The 22,377-nt window shown below is 71.3% G+C and carries 22 protein-coding genes; 18 read left to right on the top strand and 4 right to left on the bottom strand.

Annotated elements, in window-relative coordinates; translation table 11 throughout:
* The first annotated feature begins 81 nt into the window (after nt 1-81).
* The 15 genes from ACFZDE_RS14020 to ACFZDE_RS13950 all read left to right on the top strand — a co-directional run bounded on the left by ACFZDE_RS14020 (nt 82) and on the right by ACFZDE_RS13950 (nt 16,266).
* The gene (locus ACFZDE_RS14020; protein WP_391200012.1) at nt 82-2,022 is read left to right on the top strand and encodes an ATP-binding cassette domain-containing protein; all 1,941 of its coding nucleotides are present in this window, start codon (nt 82-84) and stop codon (nt 2,020-2,022) included.
* Nucleotides 2,023-2,083: 61 nt separating this feature from the next.
* Complete coding sequence (locus ACFZDE_RS14015; RefSeq protein WP_391200011.1) at nt 2,084-3,214, top strand: NUDIX domain-containing protein; 1,131 nt, start codon at nt 2,084-2,086, stop codon at nt 3,212-3,214.
* Nucleotides 3,215-3,281: 67 nt separating this feature from the next.
* Nucleotides 3,282-4,775: an NUDIX domain-containing protein gene (locus ACFZDE_RS14010; RefSeq protein ID WP_391200010.1), complete on the top strand. Its 1,494-nt coding sequence runs from the start codon at nt 3,282-3,284 to the stop codon at nt 4,773-4,775.
* Complete coding sequence (locus tag ACFZDE_RS14005; RefSeq protein ID WP_246112002.1) at nt 4,772-6,040, top strand: M15 family metallopeptidase; 1,269 nt, start codon at nt 4,772-4,774, stop codon at nt 6,038-6,040. The genes ACFZDE_RS14010 and ACFZDE_RS14005 overlap by 4 nt, the downstream gene beginning before the upstream one ends.
* Before the next feature lie 129 nt (nt 6,041-6,169).
* Nucleotides 6,170-7,072 carry an NUDIX domain-containing protein gene (locus tag ACFZDE_RS14000; protein WP_307852278.1) on the top strand — a complete coding sequence of 301 codons (903 nt, stop codon included), beginning with the start codon at nt 6,170-6,172 and terminating at the stop codon, nt 7,070-7,072.
* Nucleotides 7,073-7,101: 29 nt separating this feature from the next.
* On the top strand, nt 7,102-8,250 hold the full coding sequence (locus tag ACFZDE_RS13995; protein ID WP_391200009.1) for a hypothetical protein: 1,149 nt from the start codon (nt 7,102-7,104) through the stop codon (nt 8,248-8,250).
* Nucleotides 8,237-9,286: an enolase C-terminal domain-like protein gene (locus ACFZDE_RS13990; RefSeq protein ID WP_391200008.1), complete on the top strand. Its 1,050-nt coding sequence runs from the start codon at nt 8,237-8,239 to the stop codon at nt 9,284-9,286. Before ACFZDE_RS13995 ends, ACFZDE_RS13990 begins: the two co-directional genes overlap by 14 nt.
* Nucleotides 9,286-9,735, top strand: coding sequence for a hypothetical protein (locus ACFZDE_RS13985; RefSeq protein ID WP_391200007.1), 450 nt, complete (start codon nt 9,286-9,288; stop codon nt 9,733-9,735). Before ACFZDE_RS13990 ends, ACFZDE_RS13985 begins: the two co-directional genes overlap by 1 nt.
* Nucleotides 9,732-10,421 (top strand): HAD hydrolase-like protein, encoded by a 690-nt coding sequence (locus ACFZDE_RS13980; protein ID WP_391200006.1) that lies wholly within the window; start codon nt 9,732-9,734, stop codon nt 10,419-10,421. Before ACFZDE_RS13985 ends, ACFZDE_RS13980 begins: the two co-directional genes overlap by 4 nt.
* A gap of 16 nt (nt 10,422-10,437) precedes the next feature.
* Complete coding sequence (locus tag ACFZDE_RS13975) at nt 10,438-11,220, top strand: methyltransferase domain-containing protein (protein WP_391200005.1); 783 nt, start codon at nt 10,438-10,440, stop codon at nt 11,218-11,220.
* 76 nt (nt 11,221-11,296) lie between these two features.
* Nucleotides 11,297-12,067, top strand: a complete 771-nt coding sequence (locus ACFZDE_RS13970; protein WP_391200004.1) for a phytanoyl-CoA dioxygenase family protein — start codon at nt 11,297-11,299, stop codon at nt 12,065-12,067.
* Between the two features lie 14 nt (nt 12,068-12,081).
* Nucleotides 12,082-12,735 (top strand): Sua5/YciO/YrdC/YwlC family protein, encoded by a 654-nt coding sequence (locus ACFZDE_RS13965; protein WP_391200003.1) that lies wholly within the window; start codon nt 12,082-12,084, stop codon nt 12,733-12,735.
* The gene (locus tag ACFZDE_RS13960) at nt 12,725-14,842 is read left to right on the top strand and encodes a phosphoketolase (protein WP_391200002.1); all 2,118 of its coding nucleotides are present in this window, start codon (nt 12,725-12,727) and stop codon (nt 14,840-14,842) included. Before ACFZDE_RS13965 ends, ACFZDE_RS13960 begins: the two co-directional genes overlap by 11 nt.
* The gene (locus ACFZDE_RS13955; RefSeq protein WP_391200001.1) at nt 14,839-15,690 is read left to right on the top strand and encodes a phytanoyl-CoA dioxygenase family protein; all 852 of its coding nucleotides are present in this window, start codon (nt 14,839-14,841) and stop codon (nt 15,688-15,690) included. The genes ACFZDE_RS13960 and ACFZDE_RS13955 overlap by 4 nt, the downstream gene beginning before the upstream one ends.
* Before the next feature lie 60 nt (nt 15,691-15,750).
* Nucleotides 15,751-16,266, top strand: a complete 516-nt coding sequence (locus ACFZDE_RS13950; protein ID WP_391200000.1) for an AAA family ATPase — start codon at nt 15,751-15,753, stop codon at nt 16,264-16,266.
* Here the strand turns inward: ACFZDE_RS13950 and ACFZDE_RS13945 are convergent.
* The 4 genes from ACFZDE_RS13945 to ACFZDE_RS13930 form a co-directional block, all read right to left on the bottom strand.
* The gene (locus ACFZDE_RS13945; RefSeq protein ID WP_391199999.1) at nt 16,244-17,692 is read right to left on the bottom strand and encodes an amidase family protein; all 1,449 of its coding nucleotides are present in this window, start codon (nt 17,690-17,692) and stop codon (nt 16,244-16,246) included. The two genes, ACFZDE_RS13950 and ACFZDE_RS13945, sit on opposite strands and share 23 nt — an antisense overlap.
* Nucleotides 17,689-18,897, bottom strand: a complete 1,209-nt coding sequence (locus ACFZDE_RS13940) for an MAB_1171c family putative transporter (protein ID WP_391199998.1) — start codon at nt 18,895-18,897, stop codon at nt 17,689-17,691. The genes ACFZDE_RS13945 and ACFZDE_RS13940 overlap by 4 nt, the downstream gene beginning before the upstream one ends.
* Nucleotides 18,894-19,370 (bottom strand): hypothetical protein, encoded by a 477-nt coding sequence (locus tag ACFZDE_RS13935; RefSeq protein WP_242435748.1) that lies wholly within the window; start codon nt 19,368-19,370, stop codon nt 18,894-18,896. Before ACFZDE_RS13935 ends, ACFZDE_RS13940 begins: the two co-directional genes overlap by 4 nt.
* A gap of 70 nt (nt 19,371-19,440) precedes the next feature.
* A complete protein-coding gene (locus tag ACFZDE_RS13930; RefSeq protein WP_355720378.1) occupies nt 19,441-19,872 on the bottom strand; it encodes a helix-turn-helix domain-containing protein in 432 nt (143 codons plus the stop codon).
* A gap of 734 nt (nt 19,873-20,606) precedes the next feature.
* On the opposite strand from ACFZDE_RS13930, the gene ACFZDE_RS13925 reads away from it, so the two are divergent.
* From ACFZDE_RS13925 to ACFZDE_RS13915, 3 genes are read left to right on the top strand one after another with little or no spacing between them, the layout of a single operon-like run.
* Nucleotides 20,607-20,753, top strand: coding sequence for a hypothetical protein (locus ACFZDE_RS13925; protein WP_189722332.1), 147 nt, complete (start codon nt 20,607-20,609; stop codon nt 20,751-20,753).
* Nucleotides 20,750-21,646 carry a helix-turn-helix domain-containing protein gene (locus tag ACFZDE_RS13920; protein WP_391199997.1) on the top strand — a complete coding sequence of 299 codons (897 nt, stop codon included), beginning with the start codon at nt 20,750-20,752 and terminating at the stop codon, nt 21,644-21,646. Before ACFZDE_RS13925 ends, ACFZDE_RS13920 begins: the two co-directional genes overlap by 4 nt.
* A 2-nt stretch (nt 21,647-21,648) precedes the next feature.
* Nucleotides 21,649-22,356 carry a hypothetical protein gene (locus ACFZDE_RS13915; RefSeq protein ID WP_391199996.1) on the top strand — a complete coding sequence of 236 codons (708 nt, stop codon included), beginning with the start codon at nt 21,649-21,651 and terminating at the stop codon, nt 22,354-22,356.
* Nucleotides 22,357-22,377 lie beyond the last annotated feature (21 nt).

Raw genomic sequence — 22,377 nt, 5'->3', positions numbered from 1 at the left:
GACCGAATGACGTGTGTTCGATATCGCAGCCGTGTCGTTAGACCTCACGACTCTGCCGCAGCGACCGTCCTAGGGGGAACGATGACCTCGGCCATTACGCAGGACCAGCCGCCGCAACCGCCAAAGGGGGCCGCGCCGGACGACGAACCGCAGGAGGCCGGTGTTCGAGAGGAGGAATACCTCTACCGCGACGAGTCGAGGCTCCAGGCCGGCTCCCTGCTGACCTCCCGCACCATGGCGCGGCGCCTGCCCTCGCTGGTGCGGCGCTCGGTGCAGATGGCCTGGCGCGTGGACCGCGCCGCGACCATCGGCCTGCTGGTGTGCCAGATCGCAACCGGCGTCCTCGCGGCCCTCGGCCTCCTGGCCGTCACGGGCACGATCACCGCGCTGATCTCCTCGGGCGACATCACCGAGCGGCTGAGGGACGCCGCCCCGCAGCTGGCCGTGATCGCCACCGCCACCGGCCTGCGCGCCCTGCTGGGCATCACCGTCGTCTGGCTGACCGGCCGTCTGCGCCCGGTGCTCGGCCGGGCAGCGGAGCTGACGATGATCGAGGCCGCGCTCGGCACGGAACTGGCCGCCAACAACAAGCCCGGCTACAACGACGCCTACGACATCGCCGACCGCGGCGCCCAGGTCACCCCCGACCTCGTCGAAGAAGCGCAGGACGTCCTCGCGGCGACCGCCACGCTCGCGGCCGGCGCCACCGTCCTGACCGTCCTGCATCCGCTGCTCCTGCCTCTGCTCTTCCTCGCGTGCCTGCCGCAGGCCGCCGCCTACGTGCGCTCCGCACGCGTGATCTACCTGGCCGGGCTGGAGACCTCCGGGCGGCGCAGGATGCTGGGCAAGCTGCGCTGGCACATGGCCTATCAGGAGTCCAGTGAGGAGATGCGCGCCTGCCTGGCCGGGCCCTTCCTGATCGGCCGGTACCGGCGGCTGGCCGACTCGGTCAACGCGGCCGAACGCAAGGCCGCGAACACCGGTGCCTGGATGGGGCTGGCCGGAGCAGTGGCCGGCGGGATCGCCTCGACCGCGGTGTGGGCGGCGCTGCTGTGGCTCCTGGCCTCCGGGCGGTTGAGCCTGGCGGCCGGCGGCGGCGCCGTCTTCGCCCTCCAGACCGCCACCGGCTCGGTGCGCGGCATCATCAACGGTGGGGCACGACTGGTGCGCACCGGCTGGTACGTGCAGGACTGGCAGAACTTCCTCGACAACGCCCACGGCCAGGCCATGACCGATTCCCGCGGCACCGCGCCCGTGACCGCGGCCCCGGAGCGTTTCGAGGTCCGCGACGTCACCTACCGCTACGACGGCGCCCCCAAGGACAGCCTGAGCAACGTCTCCCTGCACGTGCGGCGCGGGGAGATCGTGGCGCTGGTCGGGGAGAACGGCTCCGGCAAGACGACCCTCTCGCGCCTAATGTGCGGGCTGCTGCTGCCCACCGAGGGCGACGTGGCCTGGGACCACACCTCCACCGCGGACCTGGACCCGTGGGGGTCGTGGGAGCACGTCGCGCTGGTGCCGCAGAAGTTCACGTACCTGCCGCTGACGATGCGCGACAACATCACGTTCGGGCAGGGCGACACCAGCGACGCCGCCCTGCTCGCCGCATGCGAGGCGTCCGGCGCCGCGGAGATGCTGCCGGGCCTGCGCTCCGGCCTGAACACCCTGTTGACCAGCGAGTGGTTCGGCGGACAGCAGCTCTCCGGCGGGCAGTGGCAGCGCCTGGTCCTCACCCGAGCGTTCCACCGGCAGGCGGCGCTGCTGGTGATGGATGAACCCACGGCCGCCCTCGACGCCCGCGCGGAGCACCGGATCTTCGCCGGCCTGCGCGAACTGGCCAAGGACCGCGCCATCCTGCTGATCACGCACCGGCTCACCAACGTGGCCGTCGCCGACCGGATCGTGGTCCTGGACGAAGGGCAGATCGTCCAGGAGGGCACCTACGCCCAGCTCACCCAGGAGCCAGGTCTCTTCCGGACCCTGTGGGAGCTGCAGCGCCGGATGAGCGGCGACACCCCCTGATCACCCCTAGCCGTTCCGCGCTGCCCACTCGCCCGTACACCGTCTCGGAAGGCAGAGATACGTGACCTCTCCCGTCTCCCCTTCGGATCACGTCTCACCGCGTGCCGCTCTGCCCGCAGCGCAGTACGCCGCATCCCGGCATGCGGCGTGGCTCGGCGCCGCCGCGATCATCACCGACGAGGTCGGCCGGGTCCTGCTGGTGCACCCCACCTACCGCGAGGACGACTCGTGGCTGCTGCCCGGAGGCGTCGTCGAAGCCGGCGAACACCCACACGTCACCTGCAGGCGGGAGATCACCGAGGAACTGGGCCTGGATCTACCCCCGTCGGCCGTGCTCGCCGTCCACTCCTTCTCCCCGCACCACCCCGACCTCCAGCCCGCCACGGCATGCCCCGGCGAGATCCGGTTCGTCTTCGACGGGGGAACCCTCCGCCCCGACCAGGTGGAGGCGATCCGCCTGCCGCGCGAGGAGCTGTCCGAGTACGCCTTCCTGGAGACCCGGGACGCGGTGCAGAGGCTGCGGCCCGTGGACGGGCAGATCATGCTCGCCGCCTACCGTGCCCGGCTCGGGAACACCGCCACCGCTCACCTCGCCGACGGCCGGCACATCCTCGACGTCCCGGCGCTGGACCGCCATGACGTGCACGTCCGGTACCGGCCTCTGTGGGACAGCCCTCTCCACCGCGGCCCCGTCCCCGGGCAGCTGCCCGTGCAGCAAGCCTGGGCGTGGTGCTTCATTCCCGACGGCCGGGTCGTCCTGGTGGCCGACCCCGGCCCGCGGGGTGCGCTGCCGATGCTGCCCGGCGGCACCGTGGAGACGACCGACGCGACTCCCGAGGACACCTTGCACCGCGAAGCCGCCGAGGAAGCCCAGCTCACCCAGCCGATCCGGTGCGACTGGGCTGGGTGCTGGACGAGACCGGCGAGGTCTACGGCGGCGTGGGGCCCAACGCCCGGCTCCGCCTGGCCGCCCGGGCCACCGCCATCGGGCCGACGGCCGTCGACCCCGCCACCGGCCACCCCTTCGCCCGCCTGCTCACCACCCCCGCCCAGGCTGCCGCCTTGCTGGGATGGGGCCCGCCCGGAGCGCACCAGGCCCAAATCGCCGCGGAGACGGCACGCGAGCGGTGGGGCCTGCCCGCCGCCCGCACCGCCGTCATCGAGGAGATCCCAGCGGAGGGGATGCGACTGACCTGACCCGAACGAGCGCCCCACCCCGCCTCGGCCCGCCCCTCTCCACGCACCCCTGAGGTAGCCCCATGCCGTTGTCGCACGACCACATCCGCACCACCGTCGAGACCTACCTCGCTCGCCACCCTCACGAGCGCACGCAGCTCGGCGGCCTCCTGGACGCCCTCGAACGTCCCACCGACATCGCCAGCCGCTCCACCTTCACCGGACACGTCACCTGCGGCGCGATCGTCGTCGACCCGCTCGGCCGCGTCCTGCACGTGCTGCACCTGGCGAGCGGGAAGGTCCTCGCCCCCGGCGGACACACCGAGCCCGCCGACGAGTCCCTGGCAGCAGCGGCGCTGCGGGAGCTGCACGAGGAGACCGGCATCCCGCCGCAGGCCGTGGCACCGTGGCCCGGCTACGAGACTGTGCCGTTCGACATCGACACCCACGACATCGACGCCCACCCGGGCAAAGGCGAACCCGGCCACCAGCACTTCGACCTCCGGTTCCTCTTCCGCCTGCACACCGCGGCCGAGGCGCCGGTGGTGCTGCAGGAAGAAGAGGTCGGCGGCATCGAGTGGCGGCCCGTGGACAGGGTGACCTCCCCCTCCCTGCGCGAGAAGCTGCTCAAGCTCACGCCGGAGACCGAACCGGAGAGGGCCAACGCCTCCGCCCTGATCTACAACGACCGCGGCGAGTACCTGCTCCACCTGCGCGACTACTTCCCCGACCAAATCTGGGAGCCGGGCATGTGGTCCCTGCTGGGCGGTGGCCGAGAGCCCCAGGACGCCACCCTGGAAGACACCGTGCGGCGCGAGCTGGCCGAGGAAGCCAGCCTCGACATCGCCGACCTGACACCGTTCGGCACTGAGTACGCCTCCGACGACGCCGGCGCGAGCGTGCCCATCGCCATCTACGCCGGCCGCTGGAACGGCGACCCCCGCGACCTCCGCCTGACGGAGGGGGTGATGCTGGCCTGGTTCGCCCCCGACGACCTCCACCGCCTGCGCATCGCAGACACCACCAGCGACCTCGTACGGCGCCACGCCGCCAGCCGCCCAGCCAACGCTTCCAGCACTGCGTCGCAGAGCGGGCTCTCATCGCACGAGGAGCACCGCCCAGCTGCGCCGCACGGCACAGTCCTCAACGTCATTGGCGTCCACCTCTACCTGGAGCGGCCCGACGGGACGGTGCTGCTCGGGCTGCGCCACCCCGACTCCGCGTTCGCGCCGTCCACCTGGCACGTCCTGGCCGGCCACTGCGAGCAGGAGAGCGCCATCACCTGCCTGATCAGGGAGGCACGGGAGGAAGCCGGCCTGCACATCGAGCGCCAGGACGTCGAACTCGTCCACGTCGTCCATCACATCGACAAGGCCGGGGACCGGCCCCGCATGGGCCTGTTCTTCCGCGCCCGCGCCTGGAGCGGCGAGCCGGAACTGCGCGAGCCGGACAAGTGCACCCAGTGGAAGTTCTGGGACCCCGCCGCGCTGCCCGACAACCTCGTTTCCTACACCCGCCAAGCCATCGCAAAGATCCAGAACGGGGACCTGTACAGCGAGACGGGATGGCCCGCATGACCGGCACACCGAGCGGCGCACACCGTCGTGTGCCCACTGCAACTGCGGCCGGCCGTGAGGACACCCGCCTGGTGGTGATCCGCGGCAACTCGGCGACAGGCAAGTCAAGCGTGGCCCAGGGCCTGCGAGATCACTACGGCCGTGGTATCGCGATCGTGGGCCAGGACGTGATCCGCCGGAACGTGCTCAGGGAACACGACACCGCGCGCGGCGCCAACATCGCCCTGCTGGGGAGGATCGCACGCGAAGCACTGAACGCCGGCTTTCACGTGGTGCTTGAGGGGATCCTGTACGCCGATCGCTATAGCCACATGATCACGTCTCTGGTACGGGACCACCGCGGCGTCTCCTGCTGCTACTACCTGGACGTGCCGCTGGAATCGACGTTTGTCCGACACGCGTCGAAGGCGGATGCCGCGTACCTGGCGCAAGTCACCGACAGCCACCTCGCCTCCTGGTACCGCGAGCTGGATCTGCTGCCCGGCGGTCTGGAGACCGTGATCCCGGCCGACAGCACGCTGCAGGACACCATCGCGCGAATCCTGCGCGAAACCGACCTGGCCTCTGCCTCCCCAACCCCGCCGCCGCAGTGCAAGCCGTCGCAGGGAGACTCGATGAGCAGTCTGGTGTTGATGTCCGATCCGCAGGTCGCCGCCGTCCCGGTGCGCGAGTGCGGGGAGCCGCTCGTCGACGTGCGTGACCACAGCTTCCGCGTCGATCCCCGCAAGCAAGATCCGCTGGGCGCGTTCGCCCACGTCCGCGAGGGCGTCCTAGCCCGGCTGGAGCACGCCCGCTCGCTCCTGCCCGCTGGCACCGACCTGCTGTTCATCGAGGGCTACCGGCCGCTGGCCCTACAGCAGCGCTACTTCACCGAGTACCGGGACGAGCTGGCCTCCGCTCGCCCCGGCTGGACAGCTGAGCAGCTGTACCAGGCTGCCAGCCGGTACGTATCACCACCGGAGATCGCGCCCCACTCCGCGGGCGCGGCCGTGGACGTAACCCTCGCCGACCAGGACGGTCACGAACTCGACCTCGGTACCCGCGTCAATGCCTCCCCCGAGGAGAGCGACGGTGCCTGCTTCACTCACGCCCCGAACGTCAGCGATCGTGCGCGCCACCACCGCATGCTGCTGCTCAACGCCATGGAGAACGCAGGTTTTACGAACTACCGAACCGAGTTCTGGCACTTCTCGGTAGCGGACCGGTACGACGCGTTGATGCGGCAGGAGCCGCACGCGCGCTACGGACCGATCGAACTGCCGTAGCGCGCTGGCATCCTCGTCCACTTCATCGCCACCCACGCCGATCCGAAACACAGGAGCGCGGCCACCGGACCCTGGCCCGGTTGGGATCCCAAGACCGCGACGGACGGAACGCATCGAACGGAGGCACGTGTGCCTGACGACACCCAGCAGGCGATCCCAGCCGTCCCGAGTCCGGCGACCGGAGGTGAACCACAAGAGCACCACATGCACCTGCTCGGGCGGTACTACCGCCAAGTGGAAGCAGGCCGCAAGACGATCGAAGTGAGGGTGGCCACCCCGCAGAAGCGCGCCGTCGCAGTCGGTGACACGGTCGTCTTCCACGACCGGGACACCGGGCGGGAACTCGACGTCATCGTTAAGCGGATCACCCCGTACCACTCCTTCGAGGATCTGCTCAGCTCGGAGGACACCGTGCGCATCGACCCGGACGGGCCGCCCGGAGAGCTGCTCGCCAACCTCCGCAGCATCTACCCGCCGGCCAAGGAAGCCCTCGGCGTTCTCGCCCTCGCATTCGACCACCGCCCTGCCCGGCCCGGCCGCCCCATGCCGATGACGCCCACGCAGTACGCGCAGACCGTCCCCCACCACACGGTGTACGGCTGCCTGTACATCCGCGACGAACACGACCGGCCGGTCCAGCTCCGCTCGGTCTACGGCTCGAGACTCTGGCAGTTCCCGGGCGGCAACTTGGACGCCCGAGGCGAGGACCCGCTGCAGACAGCACGGCGAGAGGCGGTCGAGGAGACGGGCCTCCAACTCGGTCTGGAAACGCCGAAGCTGCTCCTGACGCACTTCCTGCACGCCGGGCCGCGCCTGCCGCTGAACAAGGTGGGGCTCATCTTCGACGGAGGCCAGCTGACCGCCGACCAGCTCGGCCGGATCCGACTCGATCCCGCAGAGCACGACATGTGGGCCGTCCACGACCTCGCGACCTGGCAGGAGCTGATGGCGCCGCGCGCCTTCGCCCGCCTCGACGCCATCGAACGAGCCCGGCGCGGCGAGGGCCCCACCTACCTGATCACGCACACCTGATCCCCAGCACCTCCACCCAGGAGGCAACCGTGCCCGCCGAACTCAAGTTGGAGTCCTCCATGCCGCATCTCTCCATGCGCCGGTCGATATCCTCGGACGGCGCCGTCGGCACCGACCGCCTGCGTCATCTGGAGCAGGCTGCCTTGCGCCACGGAGTCCCCGTCGAGGACGTGCTGCTGATCGCCGTCAACCTGTACGGGATCACCTCCGACCAGGACCGTCACCGGGCCCGGGTCAACCTTCGCCTCGTGCGCCGCCCCGATGCCCCCTGGCAGATCATCGTCCCGCTGAACCAGCCGGCCAGCCCCTTCCGGCTCCGGAGCGACGAGCTGTCGCTGAACGGCGAGGTGGTCGCGCACGTCGGGCGCATTGATGCCGACGAGGCGGTCGGAGGGTACTTCCGCAACGACGGCCGCGCCGCGACCCTCAACCCCAACGCCCGCAGCCGGTGCGTCGGGTGCGGCTGGTGCCCCAACACCTTGGAGGCCGCCGCCGATCCGAGGATGCAGGAAGACCAGGGGCTCGACGCCCTGCTGCACGCCCTCGGCGAGCAGCATCCCCGCCGCAGCCTGACCGAGCTGACCGAGGTCACCGTCTCCACCGGCTGTTTCGAGCGGGAGGAGGCGGCCGTCGCGCACCTAACCGCCCTGCGGCCCGCTCTGGAGCGGGCCGGCGTCAAGGCTCGGATCGGCTTCCTCACATCCGTGCTGCGCAGCGACGAGGCATTCGAGACCATCGCGTCGAAGGTGTCACCGTTCGTGCTCAGGCTGACAGCCGAGCACTTCACCCGGCGGGAGGCACTGATGAAGGCGACCAAGGCCGACCTTCGGCCGGAGCAGATGCCGGACCTGCTGATGCGGGCGCGGGCGGCGGGGCTGGACACCTCATACACGTACATCGTCGGGCTGGACCCGATGGAGGACCTCGTGCGCGGGGTGAACGCACTGGCGGGCGAGGTCACCGCGTTCCCGAACTTCCAGGTCTTCCAGGCGCACACGGTGATGATGCAGGGGATGCGGACGCCGGGCGCGGAGAGCCTGGAGTACTACCTGCAGGCGCGTACGGCGATCGAGCGGGCCATGGCACCGACCGGGCTGCGGCCGGTGGGCTGGGAGTGCTACCGGCCGCTGTGGTACTTCACCTACGCGGGAGAGGACCTCGTCGATGGACCCCGCTGACGCAGTCATCGACCGGGTGCGGGTAGAGCGCCTCGACGAGAGCGGGGCGGGTCCGTGGAAGGCTGGCGACAGCCGGTTCGCGATCGTGGTCGAGGCCGACGGAGTGACCGGGGCATTCGCCCCGGTCGACGAGCTGCCCGCCGCGCTCGTCGCCACCCGGCTTGGGCAGAGCGCTCTGCGGCACCCCGTGGCCGACCACACGGGTCTGTTGCACAGGCTCTTGGCCAGCCTCGGCCCGCACGCGGCGGGGCTCGGCCGCTGGGCGGTCGGGGCGCTGGACTGCGCGGTGTGGGACCTGCACGGCCGACTCGCCGACCTGCCGGTCGCGGCCCTGCTCAGCGACCGGCCCGAACCGCGAGTGCCGGTCTACGCCTCCTGGCTCTCCCTGGACCTGGCCTCCACGTCGGCCCCCGAGTCCGTCAAGTCCACCGCCGACGGGGGCTTCGCCTTCACCAAGTGGGCCCTGCGCGGCGCTGAAGCCGCCGAGATGGCGCTGCTGGCCGAACGGGCGGCGAAGTGGGCGGGGGACAGTGTGGCGGTGGACGCCCTGGGCGCATGGGGGCACCTGCGGACCATGGAGGTCGCACCGCTCCTCACTCCGGAGACGGTGCGCTGGGTGGAGGACCCGCTCCCGCGAACCGACCAGGCCGCGTACCGACAGCTGCGCCGACAGACGGAGGGGCTGAGGGTCGCATTCGGCGAGCGGCTGTCCCATGCGGAGGACGCCAGGGCCCTGCTGGAGCACTGCCGGCCGGAGGCGTTCACGTTCGACGCGGTGTGGTGCGGCGGGATCACCGAGGCGCAGGGCTGGCTCGGCGCCGCACACGACGCGAAGGTGCCCGTCCACCTGCACGGCCGGGCGTTCCTGCCCGCCGTGCACCTAGCCGCCGCGTTTCCGCACGTGTCGGGCGCGGTGGAGTACCAGGTGGTGTGGGAGCCGCGCCGCCAGCGGGCACTGTGCGGCACACTCCGGCCGGACGGCGGCCACGTCGCTCTCCCGGACCGGCCCGGTCTCGGGATGGAGGTGCGCCGGTAATGCCCAGGCACACGGGCGAGCTGGCGGTCCACGGCCGCCTGGAACAGCGCGAGGAGAAGGTCCTGCTCATCGTGGACGAGCGGCTTAGCGGACACGACACCTTCCTGTCCACGACCCTTCGCCTCGCCCGGCCGGTGCACCTGCCCGAACTCCCGGTCCGGATCCTCACCTTCGACGACGTCACCGTCCTTGCGCCCCTCGGCCCTGCCCTGCCGCAGGGGCAGGCCGGAGAGAGGTGGAGCGGCACGCTGCTGTTACCGCACGGCGCGCGCCCGCCGACGATCCCCGACGACCTCGCCCGGGCCGCTGCCGAGGCCGGTGTCGACACCAGCAGCTGGTCGCCGGCCGAAGCCCGGCAACTGCTGACCTTCCTCGGCGAGGCTGGCCCTGGCCCGGTGCGCACCGAACGGATCGACATGATCATCGCTGCTCTGGCGGGACGTTCGTGAGCACGGCGGCCCCGGTGCGGCTGGTAAGCCTCGACGTCGGATACACCCTGGGCGAGCCGTCCGGGACGACGCTGACGCAGCGCCTCGTGGAGCTGTCCCCGCTCCCGGCCCGGCAGGCGAAGAAGGTCGCTCAGCAGATCCTGCACGCCCTGGACCCGCGCAGCGATGCGACAGCGCCGCAGACGGTGTGTGCCGCTCTGAGGATCGCGCCGTCCGCCTTCCCCCAAGACCACTGTCCGCCCGGCTTCGCCCTGTGGCCCGGCGCGGTGGAGGCGGTGGCACGGATCGCCCGGGTCGTGCCGGTGGTCACCCTGTCGAACGTGAGCCACTGGGACGAGCAGGAGACCGACGTCGCAGCCCTCCTCGCCCCCCACCTCCGGGCCCATCACCCCTCGTGGCAACTCGGGTTTGCCAAGCCGGACCCGCTCGCCGTGGAGACTGTCGCTCGACTGCACGGCCGCGACCCCGCGGAGGTGCTGCACGTCGGCGACAGCCTCGACTACGACGTACGCGGGGCCCTCGCCGCCGGAGCCCACGCCCTGTGGATCACCTCGCGCCCGCCGTCGTCCGAGGCACTCCGGCTGCTGGCCGAGTTCCCCAGCCGGGTCACGGTCGTACCGGACCTCACCCGTGCGGTCGAGCACATCGAGCAGACCGTCCCTCCGTCCTTCCGTCAACCCAGATGATCAGGAGTTCTACCCCGTGAGCCAGTTCGACACCACCGCCCCGTACTACGCCGCCTACCGGCCCGGCATTCCGAAGGAAGCCGTCGAGCTGCTCGCTCAGCGGGTGGCCGGCAAGGAGCACCGGGCCCTGCTCGACCTCGGGTCCGGCACCGGGCAAGTCCCCCTGGCCCTGGCCGGGGCGATGACGGAGATCGACGTCGTCGAGCAGGACGCGGGCATGCTCGCCGAGGCCGACAAGGCGCTCGCCGGGCTGCCGCTCACTGTCCGCCTGCACAACGCTCCGGCCGAGGCGTTCACCCCACTCGCCTCTTACCGGGCCGACCTTGTCACGGTCTGCCGCGCCTTCCACTGGATGGACCAGGACGTGGTGCTGTCGCGTCTGGAGGACATGACCGCGCCGGACGCGACCGTCGCGGTCATGGGCGACGGCAGCCTGTGGACCGCGCGCTCCGCCTGGACCGACGCCCTGCGCGCCCTGATTCAGGAGTACCTGGGCAAGGAGCGGCGGGCCGGGCTGGGCAAGAAGTACGCGGCGCACAACCGGCCGTACCGCGACATCCTCGCCGAGTCCGCGTTCGGCCAGGTCGAGGAGCACACCGTCGCCGTCGAGCGGGAGTGGAGCACCGAGACGGTGATCGGCTACCTGTACTCGACCTCCTTCGCCGCCCGGCCGCTGTTCGGCGAGCGGGTCGACGACTTCGAGCGCCACGCCCGGGCTCTGCTCGACGAGCACGCCGCCGCCGGCGGCGGCCTGATCGAGCCTGCCTCCTTCCAGATCGTCCTCGGCCGGCGCGGCTGACCCGCTCCTCCCCCTTCGCGCCGGGGCGGCCCCCCTTCCCGCCCCGGCCCCGTGTCCCTCCGGAAGGAGATCCACCATGCCCAGTCCTGTGACGTGGAGCGACGACGAGCGGCGCCGGTTCGTCGACGACGGCGTCCTCATACGCCGTGGCCTGGTCCACGGCGCCGTCCTGTCCAAGGCGCGCGCCCTCGTCGGCGGCTGGCTGGCCGAGGCGTACGACCCCGCGCGGCTCACCGCTTACACCGAACGCAGCTTCGCCCCCGAGCTGGAGGAGCACCCCGACCTCCTCGCCCTGTACCGGCGAAGCGGCCTGGCGGAGTTGGCCGGAGACCTGCTGCGGCCCGCGAGGCCCGCCCCGGTCACCCGGGCGCAGATCCAGATCCGGCTTCCGCACGGCGCGCAGCAGCCCGTGAAGCGGATGCACGTCGACGGTGTCTCCTGCCCCCACCTGGAACCGCGCGACCTACGCACGTTCACCTTCATCGCCGGCGTCGTCCTGGACGGCAGCTCCACCGCGGACGCCGGCGCTATGCACTACGTGCCCGGCGGGCACTACCGGATGGCCGACTACTTCGCCACGGACTGGGTCCTGGGGCAGCCGGCCCAGACTCCCGACGACATCGACGCCCAGGACGGCACCGCTCTCACCGCCGAGCCCGGCGACGTGGTCGTGATGCACCACTTAGTCCCGCACCGGGTCGGCATCAACGCGAGCAGCACCCCGAGGGTGATGGCGTACTTCCGCGTCAGCCACGCCCAGCACCCCGACCTCGCCCGGCGCGCTCTGTCGGACCCGTGGCTGGAGTACCCGGCGCTCGCCGCCCTCGCCCGTCCCGGCACCGTGTGAGAGGGGAGAGCTCCGTGGACGTCCTCACCCCCGCCCAGCTCCCCGACGCGGCCCGGCTCCTGGCCTCCGGACAGACGGTCGCCGTGCCCACCCCCCGCTGGTACATGCTGTGTGCCCGCGCCGCCGACCCCGCCGCCACGAACGCGGTCTTCCGCGCCAAGCAGCGTCCCACCGCCAAGCCGCTGTTGCTCGTGCTCGATTCCCCGGCCACGGCCGAGATCCTGTTCGACCTGAGCGCCGACGCCCGGCTGCTGACAGGCGGCCTGTGGCCGGGGGACCTCGCGCTGCGTCTTCCGTGGAAGCCCGAGGTGGAGCCTGTCGCGGCGGTCGGCTCCCCGGCGCTCGTCGGATGCCCCGACGGAATACTGGGCCAACTGGTCGCCCTGGCCGGCGAACCGCTGGCCGCCGCCGTGTGCAGCATCTCCACCCCCGCCGCCGGCGAGAAGGACCACCCGGCGCTCACCGCCGGCCAGGTCGCCGTCTTCGAGCGGACCATGAGGGCCGGGATCGCCGCGGTCGTCGACGGCGGGATCTGCCCGCACGGCCGGCACATGACCATCGTCGACTGCCCCGCGGGCGCCGCAGCGCGCCTGGAGCGGGAGGGCGCCGTCCACGCCCGCGCCGTCGAAGCCGCTCTCGCCCCGGCAGGAGGACCGCATGTGGGGTGACCTCGCCCGTCGGACGAACCGCCTGGTGCCCGACGCGTCGGTGGCCGCCGTCGCCGACGCGCTCGACTACCTCTGTCTCGCCCAGCTCTATCTGCGCGAAAACCCGCGCCTGGCCCGGCCCCTGACCCCGGCCGACGTCAAGACGCGACCGGCCGGCCACTGGGGAGTGTGCCCGCCCGTCAACCGGATGCTCGCCGCCCTGGGCCCGCTCCAGGCGAGCGTCCCCGACGGCTACGAGCTGCACGTCCTGCACGGCGCCGGGCACGCCGGCCCCTCCGCCCTCGCCCACGCCTACCTCACCGGCCGACTCGGCCACGCCCACCCGGGCTTGCGCCAGGACGAGGCCGGCCTGCACGCACTCGTCGCCGGCTTCCCCCGGGCCGACATCGGCGGGGAGATCACCCCGATGATCCCCGGCCACCTGCACACCGGAGGCCAGCTCGGCCCCGCCCTCGCGATCGGGCAAGGCACCGTGCTCGACGCGCCCCATCGGCTGACCGTGGTCCTGATCGGCGACGGCGAGTGCGAGACCGGGACGACCGCCGCCTCCTGGCTCGCCACCCGCGCGCTGCAAGGTACGGGCGACCACGGCACCGTTCTCCCCGTCGTCCTGCTCAACGGGCTGCGCATGGGCGGCAAGAGCCTGCTGTGCACCCTGAGCCGCGCCGAACTCACCGCCTATTTCATCGGACTTGGCCACCGGCCCGTCTACAGCGACGGGCTCGACGTCGGCCAGCTCCGCCAGGCGGTGGCCGAAGCGCTCGGCGCCGCCGCGCCCTTGGGCATTCCGGGACCGTCGAGCGTCATGGTCCTCACCCTGGACAAAGGCCACGGCGCCCCCGCACACCTCGCCGGCACCCCGGCGGTCCACAAGACGCCGCTGCGCGACCCGGCCGGTGTGCCCGCCGAGTTCGACGCGCTAGCCGACTGGCTGGCCTCCTACCAGCCCAACCAGCTCCTCACCTCCAGCGGCCGACCCCAGCCGCACCTGCTGCCCGCGCTCCCTCTGTCCCGGCCCGAGCCCGACGGCCTCCCGGCGCCGCGCGGCTGCGTCGCCGCCTCCGCCCAGGTCGCCGACCGCGCCGCCGGCCGCCCGTTCACGCAGGTGGTCCCCGAGGTCCTGCGGGCCCGCGCCGAGCAGGGCCCGTTCCGCGTGTTCAGCCCCGACGAGCTGCCCTCCAACCGCCTCGACCTCACCGACGATGACGGGCGCCCGGTGCCGTGGGCGGTGGAAGTGCTCAGCGAGGAGCTGTGCCACGCCTGGGCCCAGGGCTACACGGAGACCGGCCGGCACGCCCTCGTCGCCACCTACGAGGCGTTCGCGCCGATCACCCTCAGCCTCATCCAGCAGCAGCTCAAGCACCGGTCCGTGCGTCGGCACGCCGGGCTCGCCCCGCTGCCCAGCCTGGTCTACCTCCTGACCAGCCTGGGCTGGCACAACACCCTCACCCACCAAAACCCCAGCCTCACCTCGGCACTTCTGGCCGGCGACGACCCCACGCTCCACGTCCTCACCCCCGCCGACCCCGCGCGCACCGCCGCCGCACTCACCTTCGCCCTGCGCAAACTCGGCCGGTGCACGATCGTCATCGCCGGCAAGCACACGACCGTCCACCACTCGCTGGAGACCCTCGACGAGGAACTGCGGCACGGCATCGCGATCTGGCCCCACCTGACCCACCCCGGCCCCGGCGAGCCCGACCTGATCCTCGCCTCCGCCGGCGACCTGCCCGCCGAGGCCCTGACCACCCTCGCCCGGCGGCTGCGCGCCGAACGCCCGGGCCTGCACCTGCGGTACGTCCACGTCCACGACCTCACGGCCCTCGCCGAGGACGGCACACGCCCCCTCGCCCTCGCCCCGGACGCGTTCGCCCGCCATTTCGGCACCCGGGCACCGATCGTCCTGGCCACCAGCGGGCACCCTGCCGACATCCACGCCCTCCTCGGACGCCGCCACCCCGGGCCCCGGCTCACCGTCCTCGGCTACCACGACCCCGGCCGCCCCGTCTCCCAGGCCCACCTCCGCCAGCTCTGCGGCCTCGACGACCCCGGCCTGTGGCAGCTCGCCATCACCCTCACCAACACCCCGAAGGAAATATCGGCATGAGCACCCCGCTCCCACCCGTCGCCCCCGACGCCGGCACCATCGACGCCTTCGAACGCGACGGGTACGCGGTCGTCCGCGACGCGATCACCCCGGACCTGCGCGACCGGCTCCTGACCGCCGCCGAGAAACTGCTGGCCAGCGACATCACCCAAGGCCGCGACCGAGGAGGCGACGGCAAGGACGGCTTCCGCGGATGCCTCAACCTCGACCCTGCGTTCCTCCCGCTCCTCGCCAACCCGGCCGTCCTGCCCACCGTCGTCCAGCTCCTCAGCCCGAACATCCACCTGCTGTCGGCCCACCTCATCGCCCTGCCCAGCGGCCCGCCCCGCACCATCCGCATCCCCGGACGCCACGGCTGGCACCGCGACATGTACGGTGTCACCGCCGACCTCGGCTTCCCCCACACCCCCCGCATGGCGATCAAAGCCGCCCACTACCTCACCCCCGTCACCCCCGACTGCGGGCTGACCATGTTCCTCCCCGGCAGCCACCGCCTTACCGACGAGCCCGTCGTCCCCGCCGGCGCCATCGACCCACTCGGCGCCGTCACCCCCGACATCACCGGAACCGACGCAGTTCTCTTCGAGAACCGGACCTGGCACACCGGAGGCATCAACCTCTCCGGCCGGCCCCGCATCGCCCTGATGCTCCAGTACGGGTATCGCTGGCTCCACCCCGTCGACGACCCGGCCACGGAACTTCGAGCGGACCCCGCTCTCACCTCCATAGAACAGCAGCTCTTGGGCCTGCCCGACCGCCACCCGGACGGATCCCTCGCCAAGGGCAGCGGAGCCGCCCCTATGCGCTCGTGGTGGCAGTCCGGCCCGTCTGTTGCACACTGCCGCTAGAGCCAGGGGTAAGCCCCCAACGACCCCACCGGTACGAGCAGCACGAGGGAGCACGACATCGTGAGCGAGTCGACTGCCGTCCTGCTCATCGGGATCACCGGCTCCGGCAAGACGCACCTTGCACAGGCCCTCTCCGCGAGGGGCATTGTCCGTCTCAGCGTTGACGAGGAGGTTCACCGCCTCCACGGCCGGTACGGCGTCGACTACCCCGGGCACGAATATTTCGAGCGCGAGGCACCCGCGGTCGAGACCGTACGGGCGCAGCTTATGGAGCTGCTGCGCGCCGGCCGGTCCATCGTCCTCGACCACGGCCTCTGGCGTCGTTCCGATCGCGACGAGTGGAAGAAGACCGTCCGGGCCGTGGGAGGACGCCCGCTGCTCGTCTACCTGCCAGCGTCCAAGGAGGTCCTCCTGCGGCGCCTGGCGGCACGCAACCAGCGTCGAGACGCCAATGCCTTGACCGTCACTCCCGAAGCCTTGGACGACTTCTTCGCTCGGTTCGAACCGCCTACCGCCGATGAAGACGCAGTCACTTACAACGGTGACGTAGAGGTCATCCGCTCCGTGGTGCGATGACGCCCTCGGCCGTCCCTCCGAGCAGGAGCGCGAGGTGCTCGGCCATCACGAGCAGGGTCCGGTCCGAATAGGCCGGTCCTACGAGCTGCACACCGATCGGGAGGCCGTCGGCGCCGTGCGCAATAGGCATGACCAGGCTGGGCAGGCCGATGTGGCTGGTGAGGTTGGCCCAGCCGGTCTGGTCGAAGTAGCTCCGTTCGACGCCGTCGACCGTGAGAGAACGGCTCCCGGCTGGGATCGCCGCGGTGGGAGCGGCGGGCGTAATGAGGACGTCGTACTGACCGTCGGTGAAGAACCGGTGCCACGTCTGCTGGAGCCGGTGGCGCTCCTCGTTGGCGCGGAGCCAGGCGCGGTGTGTCTGCGTGCGGTGGCGGAGGATGGCGGCCCGTGGGCTCGCGTCGTCCGTGTGCAGGTCACGGGCGGCGGCGAGTTCGGCCGCGCCGGCGGCATCGTCGGTGGCGGCCGTCGTGGTGGCGTGGAGGAGCTGCTCGAAGAGGCGGAGGGATTCGGCGAAGCGGACCGACCCCGCAGTGCGGTGGACACTGGCGCCGGCGGAGGCGAGTGTCCCTTCGAGGGCGGCGACAGCATCGGCGATGTTGCGGTCGACGGGGCAGCTCGCGTCGTCGGCCCACACCGCCACGCGGAGCTGGCCGATCGGGCGCTGCGCAGTGGGCAGCGTGACGCTCCAGGGGTTGTTCTCGTCGGGTGACGGTGTCGTCAGTGCGGCGAGGAGCAGGTCGAGGTCGCTGGGGTGGCGGGCCAGGGGGCCGGGGGTGACCATGTCGCTGCTGGTGATCCATCCCGGCGGGCGGGGGATGTGGCCGCGGGCTGGGATGAGTCCGTGGGTGGGGCGCAGGCCGTAGACGCCGCAGTAGTGGGCGGGGAGCCGCAGGGAGCCGGCGAGGTCGCTGCCGAGGTCGGCGGGGGTCAGGTGGGCGGCGACTGCTGCGGCGGGGCCTCCGGAGGAGCCGCCGGTGGTGTGCTTGGGGTCGTGCGGGTTGAGCGTGGGGCCGAACAGGACGTTGTCGGTGTGCAGGTCCTGGCAGTACGCCGGGGTGTTGGTCTTGCCCATGATGACGGCACCTTGGTGGCGGAGCCGGGCGACCGCGTCGGCGTCGCGTGTGGGGACGTGGTCGGCGAGGTCTTCGGCGCCGCTGGTGGTGCGCAGGCCGGCCGTCTCGAAGCTGTCCTTGATCGTGAGGGGAAGGCCGTCAAGGATGCCAGTGCTCTCGTTGCGAGCGCGGCGTTCGTCGGCCGCGTGCGCGGCGGCTCGGGCCGCGCCATCGTCGCGGGTGACGACGGCGTTGATCTGGCTGGCGTCTATCTGGGCGAGGTGCAGGTCCAGCAGTTCGCGGCTTGAGATCTCGCCGCGGTCCAGTGCCTGGAGCTGGACGTGGGCGGGCTGGTGGGTGAGGTCGTTCGTCATGCGAAGACTCGCTCAAGGTGGGGGGCTCGTGCGGGCTGGCGGGGCAGGTGGCGCGCGACATCGAGGAGAGCGTCGATGTCGTCCATGGGCCCGCTGGTCTGGCGTTCGGAGTCGGCGAATTCGGTGAGCTGGTCGGGCGCCGGCCGGGTGCCTTCGGCCCGGGCGGCGATTCCGGCGAGGATTTGGTCGGCCGTGACAGCGGCGGACAGCTCCTGGCCGTGGAGTCCTCGGGCCCGGTGGTGGGCTTCGCTGGCCTCGCGGACGGCGGCGTCGAGGTACTGGCGGATCACGAACCGGCCGTCCCGGATCTCGACGGCTCGGCGGTAGAGCCGAATCGAGATGCGACGGAAGCGGCGCCGCTGGGCCGGGTCGACCCTGTCGATCGGCAGCTCGATCTCGGGTGCCTCCCTGTAGAAGGCCAGCCATAGGCAGCGCAGGCCGTAGTAGCTGCGGTACTGCTTGATCCGGTACCGGACGCTCTGGGCCTGGTCGCTGATGGTGGGCACGAGCCAGCCGATCAGCGTGAGCATGGCGCCGACATCGCCGCAGGTCCAGGCAAAGCCCTCCCATTCCGCGAGGGAGGTGTCGAAGGCGCCGGCGACCACGTTGCCGATGCGGACGGCGCTGTATCCGAGGGTGACGGTCGCGCCGAGGGCGACGATGAGCAGGCCGACACGGACGGACCCGCGAGTGCTGCGGCGGGCCAGGCGCCAGCAGGCGCGGGCGAGGAAGACTTCGCCGATGGTGTAGGCCGTGACGTACAGGGTGAGGTACGCGGCGTACCAGTCGTCGTGCGCGTAGTAGAGCGTGAAGTCGATCGGGTGCGGCGCGTTGGGCGTCAGCAGGGCGAACAGCACCAGCAGCCCGGCGATCACCGCGAAGCCGGCCCAGAACCAGCGGCGACTGCGCCGGCGGGCTACCTCGGGCGGGGATCCCCAGTAGGTGAGGACCACCTGTTGGCAGGCCAGGAGCGCGACCACGCAGCCCTGCGCGAGGGGCACGGAGATGTTGACGGTGCCGAGCACGCGGTCGAGGTAGTTCCACATCGGCGTGATGGAGAACAGGAACGAGAGCCCTGACAGCAGGAAGACAGCGGCCAGCGCGGCGGAGGCGGGGTCGCGGCGCCGCGTGGGCACGTCCCGCAGGAGGCAGAGGAAGCCGAGCGTCGCGACGACGAGGCTGATCGGGTGGAGCAGGTCCTTCACGGCCGGGCCTCCCGTCGGCGCAGCAGCGTGTGCGTGACCCGATCCTGCACTTCGTCCCCGGAGGACTCGTCGCTGCGCAACCACCGGTCGATGATCCGGCGCTGGAGCAGCGATGCCAGGAGTTCGGTGTCTCGCTCCTCGTCCTCGTCGTACTTGGTGCGCCCCAACATCATCTGCACGGTGGCCGGGTCCACGCTGGTGATGAAGGCCGGAGCCAGCGCGGAGACCGGTCGGTTCTCGTGGTGGCCGAGCAGTAGGTGGCTGAACTCGTGGGCGATGATGTGGTCCTGGTGCAGGACGCTGGTCCACGGGTCGTAGAAAACGTGGACGGCACTCTCTGTAACGGCACATGCCCCGCACACCGAGGGCGCCTGCTCCCGGGGCTCTAGGACCACCGTCCGTCCCGTGCGGCGAGAGACCTCGTCGCTGAGGTCGCGGATATTGGTGACGTGCGGGAGCTTCAGCTCGGCCAAGAGGTCAGGCCGGCGCAGCCTACGTGCAGACCACATTGCTTTCCTTGATCATTTACTGAACTGCGGCCGTTTACGCGCCAGTTGAGGGCGGCAACCCCTCGGATTTTCGTACGCTCTCAACGATCCCCAGGACGGCATCCTTTCCATCTGCAGAGACGTCGGACAGGCGAAGAAGAACGTTCTTGATCTTCGCGTCGCGAAGCAGCGCGAGCAACTCAAGTTCCTGCACGGTCTTTTCGGCGACAGCATCGTCGAACCAATAGGCGGGATCCACACCGAAGAACCCTGCGAGCGCTTCGAGATGACGCTTCGTCGGGTTATCGCGCCGCCCGGTCCGCAAGAGCCAAAGGTACTGCCCCGACAGCTTGCCCAGCCCTCGCTTCTCCATCAGTTCGGCCACTTCAGCGTTGCTGTAAGGGCCGCGATCGGGCGGGTGCACAGTGTCGAACAGGCGGTTTAGGCGATCCATGAGCCCCCTGGGGCTCACCTGACCTTCGGTCACTCTTCCATGATCCTTTCCAGGGCGGGCTTCCTCGCAACTTCAGCCACCCTACCCCGCCATAAACACCAGTTTGACGCGCCGATCACACGTATGGAAAGTTCTTCCCCACCAGCACGTTTCCGTGTGGCGCGTACCGCCTGTTTCAGGTCGACCTGTCCGTTTCTGCCGACAGAAGTACGCCGGGCGACGTGGCGCAAGCCACATTCGCCAGCGACATAAGTCACGTCTGGCAGGCCGTATTTGATCTTCGATCGGAAAGCGCGGAGGCGACCGTGGAAACACCTCATCCACATCGCATTTCCGCTGCGGGGAGTACCAGACTCCCGCTCCAATTCGGACACAATGGAACGCTCTCGGCGTACGGCAACGGTGCGCTTCGACGCGAGGACGGACCCCGCCAGGCCCTGTGCGGACGGCTGCGGCACACGACCGTTCGGCGACTCTCTGCAACCAGTACAGAGTTTAAGAACCAAGTCTGGATCTTGACACCGGTCCGTGCGTATGTTCGTCGTCCCCGGGCAGCCCGCCTGCGGCGACGAACGTGAGGAGACCGCGAGCACGGACCGGACCGCGAAGGTCCGCAAACAGCGACGGCGCCCGAGAGCGGTAACTCACGGACGCCGAACGCTAAGCGGCATACCCGCCCCGGCAAGGGCGGAGATTGCCCACCATCACCACGCTGAGTCCTTCCGAGGGGCGCGTCAGCGTGGCAACACTGCAAAGGGGAGTATCGCATGCCTCCTGCCCTGCGCAAAAGGCCCTTCCGCCTGGCCTGCGCGGCAGCCACCACCGCCTCGGCGCCTCAGTGCCCCGAGCCGGACCGCACCACCCTGGCCCCGGCGAGCAGCCGGACCCGCCCGCTCGTCTGGAGCGGCCGATGAGCAGCGAAGCCCGCGAGTGGGTGTGGGAGCACAGCTCCAGCCGAGGGGCCGCACGCCTGGTCCTGCTTTCGATCGCCGACCGGGTGGCCGACGAGCAGTGCGTCTCCTGGGCCTCGCTGTCCAGCCTGGCCAAGCGCACCCGCGCCTCGGTCTCCACGGTGCGCGAAGCCGTCGAGCGCCTGCTCCTGGCCGGCGAGCTGGAACAGCTCGATGACCTTGTAGGCCCGCAGCGCAGCACGGTCTACCGCATGCCTCTCGCCGCCGAAGTGGTCGCCCTGGCCCAGCGCGATCAGCAGGAGCAGGAAGACAGCGACACAGCAGCAGACGAGCCCGCGGGCCCCGCGAAGCTTCGGCTCTCGGCTCTGCGGCGGTACGGAATCCGCCTGCGTGAGGTGCCGGAATCCCCCGCGAGGGTCCGGAATCCGGCAGTACCGGAAACCGGCAGGTCGAGGCGGAAACCGGCACAGCGACGTACCGGCCACCGGCACAGCGATGTACCGGCTACCGGCACACAGAACCGTAGTGAACCTGATTTGAACCGGAGGTACAGCAGTAGTGGTGCTGCCGTCCTCCCGGCTGCCGAGTGGCAGGTCGACTCCGCCACCCACACCTGGGCCCGCCAGCAGGGACACCTCGATCGCCTCGGCGAGCAGGGCCTGCGGGCCGCCGACGCGAAGTGGCGTGCACACCGGGCGGGCCATGCTCCGAGGGCGGCGGAAGCCTGGGCTGCCGACTGGCGCTCCTGGGTCGCCCGGGAGCACGCTCCCAGCCGACCGAACCTCTACGCCGTGCCCGGCAAGAACACCGCCGTACCGGGGGGCATGACGCGGACGGAGGCCCACACCGCCGCCCTGCTTGCCGCCCTCGACGAGCCGACCGGAACGGAGGGCTGACCGTGGACCGCCGCGAAATCGCAGCCCTGCTGGCCTACATCGGCCGACTCGACCCCCGCACCATCCGCACCGACCAAGGCGAGGCGCGCGACCAGCTCGCCCAGTGGCACGAGCTGCTCGGCGACGTGCCACTGGCCACCCCGCACGGCTGGGACGTCCGCGTCGCCGCCCGCCAGCACATCCGCACCTCGCCGTACCAGATCCTGCCCGCGGACGTGGCCCGCCCCTGGGAGAGCTACCGGCGCGACCGCCTGGCGAGGCACTCCGATCCCACGCCGTCCGTCGACCCGGACGACCAGGCCGCCTGGACCGCAGAGCTGGCCGACACCCGCCGCGCCGTCGCCGCCGGCACCGCCCAGCCCGCGCAGGCCCGAGCAATCACCAGCGGTCGCGACGGAGTCGACCCGAAGCTGGAGGCGCGGCTGCGGGAGATCGGCTCCTGCATACCGCCCGCCGCCCGAGCAGCCCTCGCGCCCTACCGACCCGCCCGCGCAGCCCGTGAGGCCGCTGTCGCGCAGGGACTGCCCGATGCCCTGAGCGTGCGATGCGAATGGTGCCTGGCCCCGGTCGGCGAACCATGCCGCCGCCGAAGGATCGGCCCCGACGGCGGAGCCCGCGGAACCGCCCCGCGCGCCACCCCGCACCCCGGCCGCCTCAACCTCGCCACCGCCCAGCACACCGAGCAGGCCCAGCAGCCCTCCCTGGCCTGACCGGCGCACCCGGCGCGTGCA

It is taken from the genome of Streptomyces sp. NPDC007929, from assembly GCF_042959065.1.
Lineage (GTDB): Bacteria > Actinomycetota > Actinomycetes > Streptomycetales > Streptomycetaceae > Streptomyces.
The sequence above is the reverse complement of the archived record's forward strand: the minus strand, read 5'-3'. Positions and strand labels throughout refer to the sequence as shown.

Bases quoted from the DNA above. Each gene is read 5' to 3' on its own strand.
- ACFZDE_RS13990 (WP_391200008.1), top strand. From the start codon at position 8,237: ATGGACCCCGCTGACGCAGTCATCGACCGGGTGCGGGTAGAGCGCCTC.
- ACFZDE_RS13985 (WP_391200007.1), top strand. From the start codon at position 9,286: ATGCCCAGGCACACGGGCGAGCTGGCGGTCCACGGCCGCCTGGAACAG.
- ACFZDE_RS13925 (WP_189722332.1), top strand. From the start codon at position 20,607: ATGCCTCCTGCCCTGCGCAAAAGGCCCTTCCGCCTGGCCTGCGCGGCA.
- ACFZDE_RS13970 (WP_391200004.1), top strand. From the start codon at position 11,297: ATGCCCAGTCCTGTGACGTGGAGCGACGACGAGCGGCGCCGGTTCGTC.
- ACFZDE_RS13955 (WP_391200001.1), top strand. From the start codon at position 14,839: ATGAGCACCCCGCTCCCACCCGTCGCCCCCGACGCCGGCACCATCGAC.
- ACFZDE_RS13945 (WP_391199999.1), bottom strand. From the start codon at position 17,692: ATGACGAACGACCTCACCCACCAGCCCGCCCACGTCCAGCTCCAGGCA.
- ACFZDE_RS14010 (WP_391200010.1), top strand. From the start codon at position 3,282: ATGCCGTTGTCGCACGACCACATCCGCACCACCGTCGAGACCTACCTC.
- ACFZDE_RS13920 (WP_391199997.1), top strand. From the start codon at position 20,750: ATGAGCAGCGAAGCCCGCGAGTGGGTGTGGGAGCACAGCTCCAGCCGA.
- ACFZDE_RS13960 (WP_391200002.1), top strand. From the start codon at position 12,725: ATGTGGGGTGACCTCGCCCGTCGGACGAACCGCCTGGTGCCCGACGCG.
- ACFZDE_RS14005 (WP_246112002.1), top strand. From the start codon at position 4,772: ATGACCGGCACACCGAGCGGCGCACACCGTCGTGTGCCCACTGCAACT.
- ACFZDE_RS14020 (WP_391200012.1), top strand. From the start codon at position 82: ATGACCTCGGCCATTACGCAGGACCAGCCGCCGCAACCGCCAAAGGGG.